This window comes from Lysinibacillus sp. NPDC092081 (assembly GCF_044755845.1).
In the GTDB taxonomy this organism is placed as follows: domain Bacteria; phylum Bacillota; class Bacilli; order Bacillales_A; family Planococcaceae; genus Lysinibacillus.
In genome coordinates this window covers 524,328-542,284 of sequence record NZ_JBIVRU010000002.1, presented here as the reverse complement: position 1 = coordinate 542,284, position 17,957 = coordinate 524,328, and the positions used below count along the sequence as shown (strand labels likewise).

Here is a 17,957-nt window from a genome sequence, read left to right as displayed (position 1 = left end):
TGCAGGTCAGTTAGCCGTTTTCGCAGGATGCGAAGGTTTTAGGCTAACATCCTTTATTCATTCCTTTCAAAATCCGTGACATCCGCCGGAGGCTTAGGCCAACGTGATGTTGGTCACTCAGTCGTTGCCACAGGACGTGGCGTTCTTAGACTGAGTTCCTCTATTTCAGTAGGTATTTAAAAGGAACCACATCCACATTCATCTCACCACATTTATAGGCGGGAGTCTTAAGCTGAATGAAGATAAAGTTGTAAGTGCTCTGTAATTGGCCCAAGAGCTAATGCTGGTAAAAATGTAAGAGCACCAATCATTAAAACGATCGCAACAAGTAAAAATGTAAAAATAGTATTATCTGTTCTCAATGTTCCCACCGAATCACTATGAAACATTTTTTTAGCAAGTAAAGACGCTATAGCTAGTTGAATAATAATCGTCAAATAACGTCCGAAAAACATGGCAAACCCTGTCGTCACATTCCAAAATGTTGAGTTGTCAGCTAATCCTTCAAAACCAGAGCCGTTGTTTGCAGAGGCCGATGCAAATTCATATAAAACTTGCGATAAACCATGTGCACCTGGGTTCGTTATGCCAGCTACCCCTGCTGTTGTTGCGACTGCAAGTGCTGAAAATAGTAGAATAATAGCAGGATGGATCAAGATACAAAGAGCAATTAACTTCATTTCTTTCTCTTCAATTTTCTTGCCTAAAAACTGAGGTGTTCGACCAATCATTAAACAGGCGATAAAAATTGTCAGGAGCACATACATCATCATGTTCATCAGGCCGACACCTTTGCCTCCAAACACTACATTAAGCATCATATTAAACATTGGTACAAGACCACCAAGCGGTGTTAATGTATCATGCATATTGTTAACAGATCCCGTTGTAAAAGCGGTAGTCACTGTTGTAAATAACGCTGATTGCGCTACCCCGAAGCGCATCTCTTTTCCTTCCATACTTCCAAGCTCCTGCGATATTCCGAGCTCACTAATGATTGGATTACCCGCTCTCTCCGCTACATACGCTGTCACCAACCCGACTAGGAACAGCACACTCATTGCCGCAAAAATGGCTAGCCCTTGTTTTCCAAATATCGTTTTCTTTTTTCTATATGCAACCATTAAACTAAATGCAACTACACAAGCACCCGGTAATAACATCATAGATAGCATTTCCACAATATTTGAAATGACCGTTGGATTTTCAAAAGGTGTTGTTGAATTCGCCCCATTAAAGCCACCACCATTTGTTCCTATATGCTTGATAGATTCAAGAGAAGCTACAGGTCCAAGTGCAATATCTTGTAATTTACCTTCTATTGTTTGTACAGTTTTATTCGCACTCAAGGTTTGTGGTGAACCTTGAGATACTAAAATAATGGCAACAACAATAGAAATAGGCATTAACACACGTGTGATAACACGAACAAAATCCACAAAGAAATTACCAATAGTGTCGGTTTTCGCAACAAGTCGACGGCAGAAAGCCATACAAGCGGCATAACCAGTAGCTGCAGATGTAAACATCATAAAGATAATGATTAGCATTTGTGATAAATAACTTAGTCCTGATTCGCCACTATAGTGCTGAAGATTTGTATTCGTCATAAATGAAATTATGGTATTAAATGAAAGTGTTGCTTCCATATTGTCAATATCATTTGGGTTTAAAAACAACATAGCTTGAATTCGTAAAAGAACGTATCCAATAAACACCATAAAGGCGTTCGACAAAATTAACGAAAGCACATACTGTTTACCCGTCATATCTACTTGCTTAATGCCACATATCCTATAAATTACGGCATCAAATCTATCCGTTATTGGATCAAGCCATGTTTTTTGTTGCATTGTCACTCGAAATAGATAGTGACCAGTTAAAATAACGATTGGTAAAGAAATAATTAATACGATGGCGATTTGCCACATACCGCAATACCTCCTACAAGCCTAATTAATAGTTTTCAGGATAAAGTAATGCATGCCCTAGATAACCGAAAAGGAACACGAGTACAATCCCCATAACAATCCACATTTTTTATTCCCCCTTACTTTTCTTCAACAAGCTTGAAACACCAAGCCGTCAACGCATACAGACATGCAAAGCTTATGATGAGTAAGCCAATCATATAAAAGTCCATCAATCGAAACACCCCTTCTCTAATTGGATGTTCTCATCATACTGACTTTCAAATTAATGTAGTGTTAGGAAATCGCTTTTTCTATTAAGAAACTATAAAGAGGGAAAATCTTAATACTTTCTTAATGGAAGATAGCGCTATAATACAAATGAGGTGAAAGAGGATGGAAAATACACGTCCAACTCCAGAGACGTTTTTAGCGAGGCTTCAACAGGAAGAACAATTTATAGGGAAGCTAAAGATCTTTCTTGGTTATGCTGCTGGAGTAGGGAAAACTTATGCAATGCTAGATGCAGCACATCAAGCACAAAAACTTGGTAAAGATGTGGTAGTGGGCTATGTAGAACCACACCCTCGACCAGATACGTTAGCTTTACTAGAGGGACTTGAGCAAATCCCTATGAAAAAAATAATTTATAAAGGGAAACCTTTTCAGGAATTAGATATTGATGAAGTATTAAAGCGCAAACCGGAAATTGTCATTATAGATGAATTGGCACATACCAATGTTCCGACAATGCGTCACAAGAAACGTTTTGGAGATGTAGAGGAATTACTTGCAAAAGGTATTCATGTCTATACAACCGTAAATATTCAACATATTGAAAGCCTACACGATATAGTAGAAGAAATAACTGGGATAAAAGTACGGGAGCGTATTCCAGATTATTTAATTGATCAAGCCGAACAAATAAAAATTGTCGATATTGAACCAGATGAGTTAATCCAGCGCCTACAAGAAGGAAAAATTTATTTAAAACAACAAGCTGAAAAAGCGTTAGAATCTTTTTTTCGCAAACAAAATTTAGTGTCACTTCGAGAGATTGCATTACGGAGAGCTGCAGATACGATTAATTATAAGCAGGTAAACAGCGACGAATCTATTAAGCATCATGTACAAATCGAAGAGCATTTACTTGTTGGTATTAGTAGCTCTCCTACGAATGCTAAGGTTATTCGAACTACCGCACGATTAGCACAGGCATTACACGGGAAATTTACAGCTCTTTACGTTCAAAACGTACAGGAACATGCTAGAAATAATGCAAATTCTGAACGACTTCAGCAGCATATAAAGCTTGTTGAACAGCTTGGCGGTCATGTCGTAATTGTTCAGGAAGATGATGTAGCTGCTGCCCTTGCCAACTATGCACAAATTAGTGGTGTCACTAAATTAGTCATTGGTAGAACTAGCATGAGAAAAAAATGGTGGCGACCAAGCACAAAAATTAGTGATCGACTCAACGAATTTGTGCCGAATTTAGCCATACACATAGTCCCAGATCAAGAAAATGAACAATTCTACTTCCCTACTGTAAAAAATAAGCTGTCATTTGAATGGCTCGACTTATTAAAAATGGCATTAGTATTTGGCATAGTATCCGTTGTTGGGCTATATTTTTACACAATTGGTGTCAGCGACTCGAACATCATCACTATCTACATTTTAGGTGTCTTAATTCTTGCCATTTGGTCATCAGGATGGATGATGAGCATTATTAGCTCTATCATAGCAGTACTGCTTTTTAATTATTTTTTTACAGAACCGCGATTTTCATTTAACGCCTATCATCGCGACTATCCGATGACCTTTGTTATCATGTTCCTTTCAGGAGTGATTACAAGTAGCTTAACAAAAAAAATAAAGGAGCAAACCCTTGTAGCTGTTCGTAAATCATATCGAATGGAGGTGCTCCTTGATACAAATCGTAGGCTTCAACATGCTAAGTCAATAGAAGAAATTATTACTGAAGGCATGTCACAAATCGTTAAGTTAGTAGAAAAACCAGTACAATTTTTTGAAATCGAAAATAATTTAATTGTGAACTCTATTTTTTTCCGCGCTGAGAGCATATCTACTATTGAAAATAATAAGATAGCTTCCTTTTTTGAGAATCCGAATGAGCATGGTGTTGTAAGCTGGGTTATCAATAATAAGCATGTAGCAGGCGTATCCACTGATATATTTCCTGAAGTGAGTGGCTATTATTTACCGGTTATTTCAAATGGGAGTGTTAAAGGCGTTATCGGTATTGCCCTGTCAAAACAATCACCATTACCTGCATTTGAGCGTAATATTTTGCATGCCATTATCAATGATTTTTCATTCGCACTTGATAAGTGGTATTTACAAAAACTCAATGAAGAAGTAGCTAGGGAAGCTCAAATGGAACAGATGCGTGCTAATCTTTTGCGCGCAGTTTCTCATGATTTAAGAACACCGCTTACTGCTATTTCTGGTAATGCAGATATATTACTATCCAATGCATCTCAAATTCGAGAGGATGAAAAAAGCATAATATATGAGGATATTTATAAAAATTCGAAATGGCTTGTACAAATGGTTGAAAACTTACTTGCTGTGTCTAAGTTAGAAGATGGACAATTTGCTATAGAGATGCAATTGGAACTTGTAGAAGATATTATTCAAGAGGCACTAACACATGTCGTTCGTCTAAACAATACACATGAAATATCCTATCATATTGAACCAGAATTTTTATTTGCTGTAATGGATGCGCGACTGATTATTCAAGTTCTAATTAATATTATTGATAATGCATTGACCTATACACCATCAGGTAGCGTTATTACTATAAAGGTCACAGAATCTGAACGTTTCGTACACTTTAGCATTTCTGATGATGGCCCTGGCATTAATGATGCTATAAAAACCAGCCTTTTTGAGCCTTTTACTACCGGAAAAGTACAGCGTAGCGATAGTCGAAGAGGCTTAGGATTAGGCTTGGCTCTATGTCAAACTATTTTAAAATTACATGGTAGTGAAATAACAGTTTCGGATAATAGACCAAAAGGAACGATTTTTAATTTTTCACTGAAAAAAAGCTCATTACCAGAAGTTAGGAATGACATTTTTTAAAAGTATGTCGTGTATATAAGTTGATTGGAGTGGAGAATGGGCGACTCCTTGGGGATCAGCAACGAAGGCTAAGACCATCACGTCCTGTGATAACGCCTTCGTGACCAACATCATGTGGCCAAAGCGGCTCATCGGACGCCACCAGGAAGCTCTGCTCTGCGAAAGCGGAGCGTCAGCAACAAATGTTTTATCTGTGCGAAAGCGAAGCGTCAGCAACAAATGTTTTATCTGTGCGAAAGCGGAGCGTCAGCAACAAATGTTTTATCTGTGCGAAAGCGGAGCGTCAGCAACAAAGCGCCCGGTCGGAACGGAAATCAACCTCACGTTATGGTGATGCGCCAAAAAGGAGTAATGAAATTCAATGAATAAACGAATTTTAGTAGTAGAAGACGATGTAGCCATTGGTAATTTAATTAAAATGACACTAGCTACTCAGCAGTATGAATTCGACATTGCACGAGATGGTCATAGTGCTCTACAAAAGGCTCTTGCCATGAATCCAGACGTTATTATTTTGGATTTAGGACTACCAGACATAGACGGTGTAGAGCTTATAACGAAAATTAGAAGTTGGACTCAAACACCCATTATCGTAGTTAGTGCACGCGGCGAAGAGCACGATAAAATCAATGCTTTAGATGCTGGTGCAGACGATTATGTTACAAAGCCTTTCAGTGTTGAAGAGCTATTAGCCCGAATTCGAGTAGCTTTAAGAAGAAAGTCGTTTGAGCATCAGCTAGAAAATGAATCCCCTGTCTTTGTAAATGGTCATTTACAAATAAACTACGCGGCAAATACAGTGTTTGTAAATGGCAAAGAAGTACATTTGACACCTATTGAATATAAGCTCTTGGTTATTTTATCAAAGCATGTAGGCAAAGTTTTAACGCATAATTTTATTTTAAAGGAAGTTTGGCACAACGCACTTCAATCGGATGTTCCAAGTCTAAGAGTTTTTATGGCTACTCTACGAAAGAAAATAGAGGATAATCCAGCTAATCAAAAGTTAATCCAGACACATGTCCGCGTTGGGTACCGAATGCTTCGCTGTCACGATGAAGAATAAGGTTTGATCTTGCTTTAACTTTGCTTTACTTTCCAACAGTAAACTTATTATTGATTGACTGGATAAAAAATGATAATATTTATTTGATAATGATTATCACTCACAAGAAAGTAGGTAGATCTCATGGACCTTCACGCGGTTCAATTGGGGGAAAAAGTTAAAGTGAAAGATCTTCAGCAAATCGACACTATTTTATGTAAACGATTAAATGCTTTTGGTATAAAGGAAGGCTGTCAAGTTTGTATGGTCCAAAAAGGATGGTTTTCTGGAGCTTGTATATTAGAATGTCAAGGACAGAAAATCGGACTTAGAAAAAAAGATTTAATGGATATAAAGGTCGAACAAGTATGAGTAGATTAGCTTTAATAGGAAACCCCAATATCGGTAAAACATCATTGTTCAATACGTTGACAAATTCATATGAATACGTTGGCAATTGGAGTGGTGTAACCGTTGAAAAAAAAGTAGGACAAGTAAAAAAACTACAAAAGGAAATTATTGATTTACCTGGTGTATATACGCTTAATCCGATTTCAAGAGATGAAAGTGTTGTTACTTCATTTTTACTTGAAGATCAGGTAGATGGAATTTTAAATATTATCGATGCCTCTAATTTCGAACGAAATATGCAATTAACTGTAGATATACTTGAACTTAGAAAACCTGTTTTCATTTGTTTAAATATGATAGACGTAGCGAAAAAGAAAGGTATTTCAATTGATGTCGAGAAATTACAGAGTTCTTTAGGAGTACCTGTTGTTCCAATAAGCGCTCGTACTGGTAAAGGTGTTGAAGGTATTTATGCTGCTATTCAAGCTTCAGATCGTGCTCAACAACGTTTTACATTAACCTATGATGATCTAATTGAAGAAGGTATCGCAAAAATTGAAGCATTGTTACAGCATATTCCTGAAGAACAAAGAAGATGGTGTACTATTCAATTTTTAATGGGAAATGACGCTGTTGACGCTTATTTGAAAGAGAAGGAATACTTTGAACAGCTAGCTGCAATGCGAGATGCTTTAGAGAAGCAAATAGGTGCACCATTAAATAAAACTATAGCTACAAAACGTGATTTATATATTTCTAACATCTATAGCGAAGTAATTATACAAGAGAAAAGCGAAACACAATGGTCAGAGAAAGTAGATAAAATTCTAACACATCCGATTTTTGGTATTCCGATTTTCTTAGCGCTTATGTTTTTAATGTTTCAAGCAACGTTTGCATGGATCGGTACCCCACTTTCGGATTTCCTGGATGGCTTTGTAAGCGGCCCTCTTTCGGATGCTGTTACTAAGGGCTTAGAAGCTATTGGTGCAGCTCCTTTTATTGTTCATTTAATATGTGATGGAATAATTGCAGGTGTTGGCGGTGTTTTAGTTTTTATTCCGCAAATCTTTGTACTATTTTTCTTTATTTCACTATTAGAAGATTCAGGGTATATGGCGAGAATTGCTGTTGTGATGGATCGCCTTATGGAATTTTTCGGCTTAAACGGCAAAGCCTTTATTCCGATGATTGTAAGCTTTGGATGTAATGTTCCAGGTGTAATGGCTGCGAGAACAATTGAACAGCCAAGAGAACGGCTATTAACAATTCTTGTTGCGCCGTTTATGAGCTGCTCAGCAAGATTACCTGTATATGCTTTGTTCGGTGCAGCATTCTTTTCTGCACATCAATCGTTAGTAGTATTCTCCCTATATGTTATGGGTATTGTGGTAGCGCTTATTGTAACAAAAATATTATCAATGACGATTTTAAAAAATGAAACCTCCGTGTTTTTCGTTGAGTTACCAGCCTACCATGTACCACAGCTTAAAACACTTTGGCGTTCCACTTGGGAAAAAGGGAAAGGGTTTTTCCGCAAAGCTGGTACTATTATCTTTGCTGGCTCCGTTATTATTTGGCTTCTTTCTTATTTAGGACCACATGGTGCGAATGTCAATATGGATGACAGCTTTTTAGCAATTATTGGGGGCGCTTTTGGTGTATTGTTTATCCCACTTGGCTTTGGAACATGGCAAGCCGGTGCATCCCTTATTGCTGGATTCCTGGCAAAAGAAGTGATTGTTTCAACAATGGCGATTATTTATGGCGTAAGTGAAGGTGTTTTATCCTCTACAATGACAACTCATTTTACTGCTTTAAGCGCCTATACATTCTTGGCCTTTGTTTTACTTTACATGCCTTGTTTAGCCACAGTAGGCGCAATTAAAAGGGAAACACAGTCTGTGAAATGGACTTTATTTGCAACCATATATCCATTTGTTGTAGCTTATCTTATTGCACTTATGATTTATGGTATTGGGAATTTATTGATGTGAGGTGTAGAGATTGACTTTGTTAATTAATATCTTAATCGGTAGTATTATATTTGGCTATGCTGGTATTACCTTATATAAGAGCATTAAGAAGCAGAAGAAGGGTAAATGCGCATCATGCTCATTACAGAAGAGTTGTTCTTCTAACGTTTGTGCCCCTCCTTCTAAACTTAAAGATTTTACTACTAAATAAATAGAGCGAGGTATTTCCAAACTGTTATCGTTGGAGATTACCTCGCTTTTTTGTGCACTTTTAGACATGGAGGGCAGGAATTTTGAAATTGCTTTTTGCTAAAACGTATACCATGTGAATAAGTTGATTGGAGTGGAGGCTGGGCGACTCCTCGGGGATCAGCGGCTCATCGGACGCCCCCAGCCGGAACGGAAATCAACCACTCGATTTGCCGATGAGTCTTATATTTTAAATTTATTGATTTCTTTCTTCACGGACACCGCTTCTTCACTTAATGCCTTTGCAACAGCATTTATTTCTTGAATAGTCGCAGCTTGTTCTTCTATTGTCGATGCTATTGTTTCAGATTGCTGTGCAGCATAATTGGAAGAAGAGGACATTTCATTGACCGATGCTGCCATTTCTTCAGTACTTGCAGAAATTTGTTGCGTAGAAGCAGACACATCCTCGATCTGAGTTGTCATATCACCAATCGCTTTTAAAATTCCATCAAAGGCATTTTGGGCATTTTGAATAAATGTGACACCCTCATCGACATGCGATACTGTTACATTTACGGCCTTTTCTACTTCCTTCGTTTCTTGCTGAATAAGTGCTATTACATCCACTATTTGATTGGCAGATGCTTTTGATTCCTCTGCTAATTTGCGCACTTCATCTGCCACGACAGCAAAGCCTTTTCCATGCTCTCCTGCACGAGCCGCCTCAATCGCTGCATTTAGTGCTAGAAGATTTGTTTGCTCAGTAATGTCAGTAATTACTTTCGTAATATTAACAATTTCAGCTGATTGTGTGCTTAGCTGCTTAATTCGCTCATTTGTTGTATTTGAAGATTGTTGGATTATCGACATTTGGTTTTCTGCGATATGTAACGTTTTTTCACCATCATTCGCAATAGATTGTGTGTCTACCGCTTTAGAATGAAGCATTTGAGTAGCCTCCGCAATACGTTGAACACCTTGAGCAGTTTCATCCATTGCTATCGAACTTTCACGACCAGTAACAGCTGCTTGGTGATCACTAATTGCCATTCTCTCTACAAGGTTTGCAATATCATGAGAGGAATTTGAAATTTCATCTGTACTTGCTGCTAACTCTTCAGCTGCTGATGTTGTATGCTCAACATTTGCAGTCATGCTATGTATTAAAGAATGTAAATTAGATTTCATCAAATTAAAAGAATCTGCTAAATCTTTAATTTCATCCTTCGTTCTGACTTCAATATCCTTTTGACATAAATCTCCTTTAGCAATTACTTTTGCTGCAGAAGTTAGCTTATTGACGGGAACAACGATAGAACGTACGAATACAATCCCAACTACTATACAAATCATTAAAATAATACAGAACATCCATAAGAACCACTGCTCATTATCATCGATAAGCGTTTCAACATGTGCTAAAGAATTTTGCATGTCTGTAATGTTTTCTTGTTGAAACAAATCTACTTTGTCATTAATCTCAACGGATATAGTATCAAATTCAAGCATCATTTTATTCCCTAGCTCAGGCCCACCTTGAATGTAGCTATGAGCCAATTTCTGACCAGTACTATAATACTCATCAAACGCTACTTTAATCGCAGCTAATCTTTCCTGGTCTTCCGGATGCATTTTTTTCACTTGCTCCAAATCTTCATTAAAGATTTTGCTATATTTTTCGGCTTGCTCAAATCCATCATCTAAATTATCAAGTGCTCTAGTTGCACTAATATCAGTCAAAAACTGCTGCACCTGCACAACTGCTAACTTCATCTCATCTGCTAATAACGTCGTTTGAAGTGTTTTTTCTTTTATCAAATGTACTTGCTCTTGTTGGGATTTGGCATTTTGTTGTTGAAAAATCCCCATAACTAAAACTAATAATACAATAAGACCAAACGACACTATACTTCTAACTTTAATTGTCACAAAATACCTCCTATTTATAACCACTGCTATTAAAAAATATTAATGTAATACATTTCGGAGAATAATCTTCTTTTTCTAAAATGATGATTTACCAACAATTCATTATACCTTTCAAAACGGCTGGAAAAGTGAAAAAATGTGTAATTTTCAAGAATTTTTTACCACTTATTAACTACATATGAAATAAGTAAACCTTACAGGGTATAGTGAGATACATTTATAATCGCCTTAATTATTTATTTGTGCGTGTCGAACGCTAACTTACCCATCTGCATATCATATTTATAATCAGGTATGTCATCAATGTAAAATCACTATCGAAAGGAGATCGTTATGGTATTTAGACCACAGTTCCCGATGTATCCTGGTGGCATGAGAATGCCCATGCAAATGCCCATGCAAATGCCGATGCAAATGCCCATGCAAATGCCAACACCTCCACAAATGTCACCGCAGTCCTTTTTCCGGCCTGGAGGATTCCCAAATCCACAAATTCCGGGTGGCTTCCCAATGGCCAGTGGAATAGGATCATTTGGAGGACAAATGCCAATGCCATCAATGCAGGAACCTTCAAAAATCGGTTCATTTTTGCAGCAGGCGAATAGCTTATTTAACTCAGCGAAAACATATACGCCTTACATTCAGCAAGCAATGCCAATGGTAAAAAATATTCCGTCACTTTTAAAATTGTATAAAGGATTTCAAGGTCTTCCTGCTGCAGGAGCTGCCGCAGGGGCTGGAGCAGTAGCAGCTGCAGCAGCGGCTAGTGAAGGAGCAGGTTCAACTAAAAGTCGAAAAGCGTCTCGACAAAATACATCATTTACTCCTGCTGACCCACTTCCATCTAAGCCCCGTATTTTCCAGCCGCCTATGTAGATGAAGGTTTCTTTGTATTCGCCGTCCCTGTCCGTTATAATGTAGATAGGTAAGCTTGAAAGGAGTCACAACCATGCAAGTATTAAAAATTAATCCACGTGGCTATTGCTACGGTGTTGTTGATGCGATGGTCATCGCTCGAAACGCCGCACTCGATAAAACATTACCAAGACCTATCTACATTTTAGGTATGATTGTGCATAATAAACATGTTACAGATGCCTTTGAAGAAGATGGCATCATCACATTAGATGGCGAGAATCGTTTAGAAATTATTGAACAAGTTGAAACTGGCACTGTTATTTTCACAGCCCATGGTGTTTCACCCGAAATTCGTGAAATTGCGAAGCGAAAAGGCTTAGTATCCATTGATGCTACATGTCCTGACGTAACAGTTACACACGATTTAATTCGTGAAAAATCAGCAAATGGCTATGATATTATATATATCGGTAAAAAAGGCCATCCCGAGCCAGAGGGAGCAATTGGCGTTGCACCAGATCATGTGCATTTAGTGCAATCATCCACTGATATTGATGCATTAAATTTAACGAATGATAAATTACTAGTAACGAATCAAACGACGATGAGTCAATGGGATGTCGCTCATTTAATGGATAGTTTAAAAGAGAAATTCCCACATATTGAAGTGCATAAGGAGATTTGTTTGGCAACCCAGGTACGCCAAGAGGCAGTTGCTAAGCAAGCTGGGGAAGCAGACTTACTTATTGTTGTTGGTGATCCCAAATCGAATAACTCGAATCGTTTAACGCAGGTGTCCGTTGAAATTGCAGGGACACCATCTTATCGAATTGCAGACGTTTCTGAGCTAAAAATTGAATGGTTAAAAGGTATTAATTCCGTCGCCGTTACAGCAGGTGCTTCAACGCCAACACCAATTGTCAAAGAGGTTATTTCATTCCTTGATCAATTCGATGAAAATGATGAATCAACACATATCATTGAGCGTACAGTTACATTAGATAAAATTTTACCTAAAATTAAAACGCCAAAGCCTGTTGACAAAATCATGCCTTACTAAGAACAAATGCGCTAAAGCGCTCGTTTACATTCGACAAGCGCTGGAGAGCCCGAAGCAAAAGTAAACGCTCCACCACTATTGTCCGAGGGATCGAAACGACCTCGAGGATGTAGCGCTTTTGCCTAGACGAAAACTATGCCTTTGGTTATCCACAACTTAAAAATCTATAGTTACTTTAACAGTAAAAAAATCCTGATTGTCTATTTTGACAATCAGGATTTCTCATTATTTACTAAAATAATAATTGACCGGACGACCAATGCCACCATAATGCACATCCATCGTAATTTCCTCTTGCTTCTCTAAATAATCTAAGTATCGTCTTGCTGTTACTCGTGCAATACCTACGCCACTGGCTACTTCTTCTGCCGATGCTCCTTCTACAGATTGCAAATAGTTCACAACTTTCTCAAGTGTTGTACGATTAAAACCTTTAGGTAAGCTTTTTTCTGACCGTAAGACATTTGATTGCTGAACCTCATTATGCCCACCATGATAATGGAATAACTGATCAAGCTCCCCTTGTGTTAGCTCACGCTCCGTTTGCATTTGCTTTTTGAAGCGCAAATAATTTTCTAGCGTTCCTTGCACTCGTTCAAATGAAAAAGGCTTCATAATATAATCAAAGACGCCAAGATGCAGGACCTGTTTTACAGTTTCCATATCATTAGCAGCAGTTACCGTAATTACATCTACTGATAACTTGAGTTCACGGATTTTTTGTAAGCTTGTCACTCCATCCTGCTCTGGCATGAAAATATCCATAAATACTAATTCTGGTTTAAGTTTTCGAATTTTGGCAATCCCTTCAACTCCATTTGAGGCTTGTCCAATTACTTCAAATCCAGCTATCTTCTCAATAAATTGGCGATTAACCTCTCGCACCATTGGATCGTCCTCTATTAATAAAACCTTTGTTTGTGTCACTGTTAGTCCTCCATACACTCTGTTCTATCTCTATATGTGTAAATATTCACTTAAGGAAGCTATCTAAGAGAGCGTCACACTGTTCCCATAGAATTTCTCGCTTCTACTCCAACTAAATTCTCCATAGGGTTGATTTCCATTTTGACTTCTTTACTCCAATCAAAAGGTATACGTTTTAACAAACCTTATTCTCAGCTTTGGTAATGAGCCTATTAAGTATGGTAAAAAGTTATTAAAAAGCTTGTTCCTTTATTCGGTTCACTTATGACTTCAATTTCTCCCCTTCCTTTTTGTACAATTTCTTTTATTAAAAAAAGTCCAATGCCTCGACCTTTTTTCTCTTTTGTTGAAAAGCCATTATCAAAAATATGTGCCTTTACTTCATTTGTCATGCCTATACCATTATCTGTTACTAAGATTGCCAACACATCCTCATCCTCATCAACAGAAACATGGACAACTTTTTCTTCAATTTGTACATCCCTTAATGCATCAAAAGCATTTTCAATTAAGTTACCAAATAAAATAACGAAATCATGATGATCTAGATTGTTAGGAAATGTTGACAAACGGCTTTCTCTGTCAATCTCCAGTAGAATTCCCTGTTCTTTTGCATAGGAAATTTTACTAAGTAATAGCCCTGAAATATTTTCATTTTTAATCCGTTCATTTAGAAAGTTGGTAATTTCATCGTGTTCTTCTTTTACTTGCGTTAAGTAAGAAAGTGCTTGTTTATGATGTCCAAGCTGTAAAAGACCAGCAATTGTGTGCAATTTATTTTTATGCTCATGTGTTTGTACGCGTAATGCTTGTACAAACGCCTTAACACCCGTTAATTCCTCTGCAAGCTTTTTCACTTCTGTACGATCCTTAAACATGGCCACAGCTCCAACCGTTTTCCCATTAACTTGTATAGGAATACGATTACTCATAATACTATGATCATTAATATAGAGCTCACGATTGAAAATCGGTTGATCTAGCTCCAAAATTTCCGGTAATCGTGTATCAGGTAAAACGTCAAAAATTTTCTTCCCTATTAATGTTGACGCTTGTTTGTGAACACCTAATATTTCACATGCTTTTTCATTAAATATTGTGATTGTCAAGTCATTATCAATAGCAATAATCCCTTCATGCATCGCGTTAAAGGTTTCTGTTCGTTCTACATACATTTTAGCAATTTCGTGGGGCTCTAGCCCAAACATTTGCTTTTTCATATGAAGCCCTAAAGTATGGGCCCCCCATGCACTAAAGAAAAGAGACAATAAGATAGTAATCATTAATTCTGTTTGAATAGATTGTAGTAACTCGGCAACAGTTAAAACACTATAGCCAACTACTACTACACCTATTTGTCTTCCTTCTTTACTCATGATCGGGACGAATGCTCGTACCATATCTCCATGCTCACCATGTGCGATGGATGTATAATAATGCTCAGAAAACGCAGCATTTAGATCACCTGACTCCGAGACTTGCCCAATCTCCTCTGTATTTGGATGTGAGTACTTGCGCCTTTGCATATCCAGTACAACAATATACTGTGCACCATTGATATCACGTATTTCCTCCACTACAGGATTTATGTGTTTCGTAGCCTCGTTAAAATTATTATTTGATATGTAAGTTTTCAGCTCAGGAAGCTGTGATACTGTTTTTGCCACAAGTAAAGCTTGATCTCCAAGCTTATCCTTTTGCTCATTCATGACAAACCCTAGCAAAAATGTTCCACCTATACTAAAGGAGAGCATGAGAATGAAAAAAGTCAGAGACATGATTTTTCTCTTCATCGATAATTTTTGAAATTTCAAGATGTCCCCCTCCCTCTTACTATATTTTAGCTTACTCCATATGTTAGAATAACAAAAACATCAGAAAATACGAATAAATTAGGTGTAATAGATGAAAAAATTTATTATTGGAACAATAGTAACCGTTTTACTCTTAACGATAGCGATTGGTGTTCAACAGGGCTTACTATTCGCCAAGCCTCTCCCCTATGACGATGAGCAAAAAGGCTTGGATACACAAATTACGATTCATTTAAGTCATGTTGTAGCTGAGAATACACCAAAAGGACAAGCGGCAAGTAAATTTGCCGAGCTTGTTGAGGAAAAAACAAATGGTGAGGTGAAGGTACACGTCTATCCAAACTCCTCCTTGTTTAATGATGAAAATGAGTTTCAAGCTTTGCAAAATGGACAAGTAGAAATGATTATCCCTACTTTTTCAAAGATGACATCCTATATACCAAACTGGCAAGTTCTCGATCTACCTTACCTTTTTAATACGGATGATGAAGTTCATGAAGTTCTTACAGGTTCGATCGGTGAACAATTGTTAAATGAGCTTAAACCTTTTCATATAAAAGGACTGGGCTTTTGGCATAATGGCTTTAAACATTTAACCTCTGTCGATCACCCTATTCATACATTTGAAGATTTAAAAGGATTACGTGTCCGTACAATGCCAAGTAAAACTATTGAAAAGCAATTCGAGGCTGTTGGGGCTACACCAATCCCTACTCCATTCAGCGAAGTTTTTACTGATTTAGAATCGAATGCCATCGATGCTCAAGAAAACACAGCGTCTAATATTTATTCTAAAGGTTTCTATAAAGTACAGAAGCATATGACATTAACAAAGCATGGCATTTTAGGATACACCGTTTTAATGAACGAAAAGTTTTGGAAGTCTTTACCTTTAAAAATTCAAAAACAGATTATGGAGGCTATGAAAGAAACAACAGACTGGCAATTTGAGCAAGCGGTAGAAATAAACAAAGAAGATTTGCAAAAACTTGAGCAGCAGGATAACTTTGAGATTTATACGATGAGCAATAAGGAACGCAAACGCTTTAAAGAAAAACTAGCACCTGTTTATGATTTTTATAGAAACAATGTACAAAATAATGATGTTTTATCGGAAATTGAAAAAATTGTTTCCCCTTAAAGTATTTCTTCACTGTGGGATCAATACTTTTGTTCATTAATGATAAAATCCTCACAAGCGTGGGGATTTTTTTCTTTTGTATTATAATAGATTACCAAATTATAAAACTACTATAAAACAGCTCCAAACCCTTGCTATCACTAACTTTATCGATTTTCTAACTAAAAATGAACAAAATGAACAATAGAAACTTTACGGTCATAAAGACTATTGTCGGAAAATTTCAGCTATGATAACGTCATGAAAGCGTTCACATAAAATTCATAAATAGTGTAAGGGGAGAACTTTATGCGTATAAATTTTAAAAACTTAACTGTACAAGTACTGATTGCTATTGTGCTAGGTATTATTGTAGGTGCTACGTTCCCTGAGTTCGGAGCGAAGTTGAAAATATTAGCGGATATTTTTATTAAATTAATTAAGATGTTAATAGCTCCTATCATTTTCTTAACAGTTGTTATTGGAATTGGTAGTATGGGCGATGTAAAAAAAGTTGGTAAAATTGGCGGAAAGGCATTAATCTATTTTGAAATTGTCTCTACTTTCGCACTTGCAATCGGCCTAATCGTTGTCAACATTGTACAACCTGGTAAAGGCTTTAATACAGCGGCTGCAAACGGTGCAGATGTTTCCCAATATACAGAGGCAGCAGCAGCTACAGAGCATGGTATTGGTGCATTTATTATGCAAATTATACCTGATAATGTTGTCGGAGCACTTGCAAATGGAGAGTTATTACCAGTTTTATTCTCAGCTGTTTTATTCGGCTTAGCTGCTGCTGCTATCGGTGAACCAGCTAAACCAGTTATTAAATTTTTCGAACAAGTAGCAGATATTTTCTTCAAAATTGTTAATATGGTCATGAAGGTTTCCCCGATTGGTGCATTCGGTGCAATGAGCTACACAATCGGAAATTTCGGACTTAAATCACTTGGACACTTAGGATTTTTAATGCTTTCCGTTTATATTACAATGTTTATTTTTATCGTAGTCATCATTGGTCTTATTACACGTTACTTCGGGTTCAGTATCTTTAAGTTTATTAAATATATTAAAGATGAAATTTTTATCGTTATTGGGACATCATCATCAGAATCTGCCCTCCCTTCGATGATGCGCAAATTAGAAAACTATGGTTGCTCTAAACAGGTTGTTGGTCTTGTCATTCCAACGGGGTACTCCTTTAACTTAGATGGTACATCCATTTACTTATCCATGGCGGCTATTTTTATCGCACAAGCTTATGGAATTGATTTAGATATTTGGCATCAAATTACATTACTTGCTATTTTAATGCTAACATCAAAAGGTGCGGCTGGTGTAACAGGCTCAGGCTTTATTACACTCGCAGCAACATTAGCAGCATTCCCTATGATTCCAGTAGAAGGGATTGCACTTTTAATCGGGGTCGATCGCTTTATGTCAGAAGCCCGCGCCGTTACAAACTTAATTGGTAATGGTGTAGCAACAGTTGTCGTTTCAAAAATGGAAAAAGAATTCGATCCAGAGCAGGAAAAACGTGCTCTTGCAGGAGAAGTCACAACTCAACAATAAAATGAAAGACTGTCCGGTAGTGTAATATTCACATTATCGGTCAGCCTTTTTTATTTTCTCTTTTCAATATGAAACCTCCTGTACTG

At 37.2% G+C, this 17,957-nt stretch carries 13 protein-coding genes; 9 read left to right on the top strand and 4 right to left on the bottom strand.

Annotation, left to right across the window (positions count from 1 at the left end):
- Positions 1-227 precede the first annotated feature (227 nt).
- The gene (gene kdpA / locus ACIQLB_RS07400) at positions 228-1,931 is read right to left on the bottom strand and encodes a potassium-transporting ATPase subunit KdpA (RefSeq protein WP_400723059.1); all 1,704 of its coding nucleotides are present in this window, start codon (positions 1,929-1,931) and stop codon (positions 228-230) included.
- Positions 1,932-2,306: 375 nt separating this feature from the next.
- Here kdpA and ACIQLB_RS07395 point away from each other — a divergent pair, with 375 nt between their 5' ends.
- From ACIQLB_RS07395 to ACIQLB_RS07375, 5 genes are all read left to right on the top strand, one after another.
- Complete coding sequence (locus ACIQLB_RS07395; protein ID WP_400723056.1) at positions 2,307-5,024, top strand: ATP-binding protein; 2,718 nt, start codon at positions 2,307-2,309, stop codon at positions 5,022-5,024.
- Between the two features lie 361 nt (positions 5,025-5,385).
- Positions 5,386-6,090, top strand: coding sequence for a response regulator transcription factor (locus ACIQLB_RS07390; RefSeq protein ID WP_400723053.1), 705 nt, complete (start codon positions 5,386-5,388; stop codon positions 6,088-6,090).
- Positions 6,091-6,213: 123 nt separating this feature from the next.
- On the top strand, positions 6,214-6,441 hold the full coding sequence (locus ACIQLB_RS07385; protein WP_400723050.1) for a FeoA family protein: 228 nt from the start codon (positions 6,214-6,216) through the stop codon (positions 6,439-6,441).
- The gene (gene feoB / locus ACIQLB_RS07380) at positions 6,438-8,417 is read left to right on the top strand and encodes a ferrous iron transport protein B (protein WP_400723047.1); all 1,980 of its coding nucleotides are present in this window, start codon (positions 6,438-6,440) and stop codon (positions 8,415-8,417) included. Before ACIQLB_RS07385 ends, feoB begins: the two co-directional genes overlap by 4 nt.
- 10 nt (positions 8,418-8,427) lie before the next feature.
- On the top strand, positions 8,428-8,607 hold the full coding sequence (locus ACIQLB_RS07375) for a FeoB-associated Cys-rich membrane protein (protein ID WP_400723044.1): 180 nt from the start codon (positions 8,428-8,430) through the stop codon (positions 8,605-8,607).
- Between the two features lie 221 nt (positions 8,608-8,828).
- On the opposite strand, the gene ACIQLB_RS07370 is transcribed toward ACIQLB_RS07375, so the two are convergent.
- Positions 8,829-10,517 carry a methyl-accepting chemotaxis protein gene (locus tag ACIQLB_RS07370; RefSeq protein WP_400723041.1) on the bottom strand — a complete coding sequence of 563 codons (1,689 nt, stop codon included), beginning with the start codon at positions 10,515-10,517 and terminating at the stop codon, positions 8,829-8,831.
- Between the two features lie 333 nt (positions 10,518-10,850).
- On the opposite strand from ACIQLB_RS07370, the gene vrrA reads away from it, so the two are divergent.
- A complete protein-coding gene (gene vrrA, locus ACIQLB_RS07365; RefSeq protein ID WP_400723037.1) occupies positions 10,851-11,393 on the top strand; it encodes a VrrA/YqfQ family protein in 543 nt (180 codons plus the stop codon).
- A gap of 73 nt (positions 11,394-11,466) precedes the next feature.
- Positions 11,467-12,435 (top strand): 4-hydroxy-3-methylbut-2-enyl diphosphate reductase, encoded by a 969-nt coding sequence (locus ACIQLB_RS07360; RefSeq protein WP_400723034.1) that lies wholly within the window; start codon positions 11,467-11,469, stop codon positions 12,433-12,435.
- Positions 12,436-12,660: 225 nt separating this feature from the next.
- Here the strand turns inward: ACIQLB_RS07360 and ACIQLB_RS07355 are convergent, their stop codons facing one another.
- Together ACIQLB_RS07355 and ACIQLB_RS07350 are read right to left on the bottom strand one after the other, a co-directional pair.
- Positions 12,661-13,362 (bottom strand): response regulator, encoded by a 702-nt coding sequence (locus ACIQLB_RS07355; RefSeq protein WP_400723032.1) that lies wholly within the window; start codon positions 13,360-13,362, stop codon positions 12,661-12,663.
- Between the two features lie 212 nt (positions 13,363-13,574).
- Positions 13,575-15,155, bottom strand: coding sequence for an ATP-binding protein (locus tag ACIQLB_RS07350; RefSeq protein WP_483869704.1), 1,581 nt, complete (start codon positions 15,153-15,155; stop codon positions 13,575-13,577).
- A gap of 112 nt (positions 15,156-15,267) precedes the next feature.
- On the opposite strand from ACIQLB_RS07350, the gene ACIQLB_RS07345 reads away from it, so the two are divergent.
- Positions 15,268-16,317 (top strand): TRAP transporter substrate-binding protein, encoded by a 1,050-nt coding sequence (locus ACIQLB_RS07345; RefSeq protein ID WP_400723029.1) that lies wholly within the window; start codon positions 15,268-15,270, stop codon positions 16,315-16,317.
- A 288-nt stretch (positions 16,318-16,605) separates the two neighbouring features.
- Positions 16,606-17,871, top strand: coding sequence for a dicarboxylate/amino acid:cation symporter (locus ACIQLB_RS07340; RefSeq protein WP_400723027.1), 1,266 nt, complete (start codon positions 16,606-16,608; stop codon positions 17,869-17,871).
- Positions 17,872-17,957 lie beyond the last annotated feature (86 nt).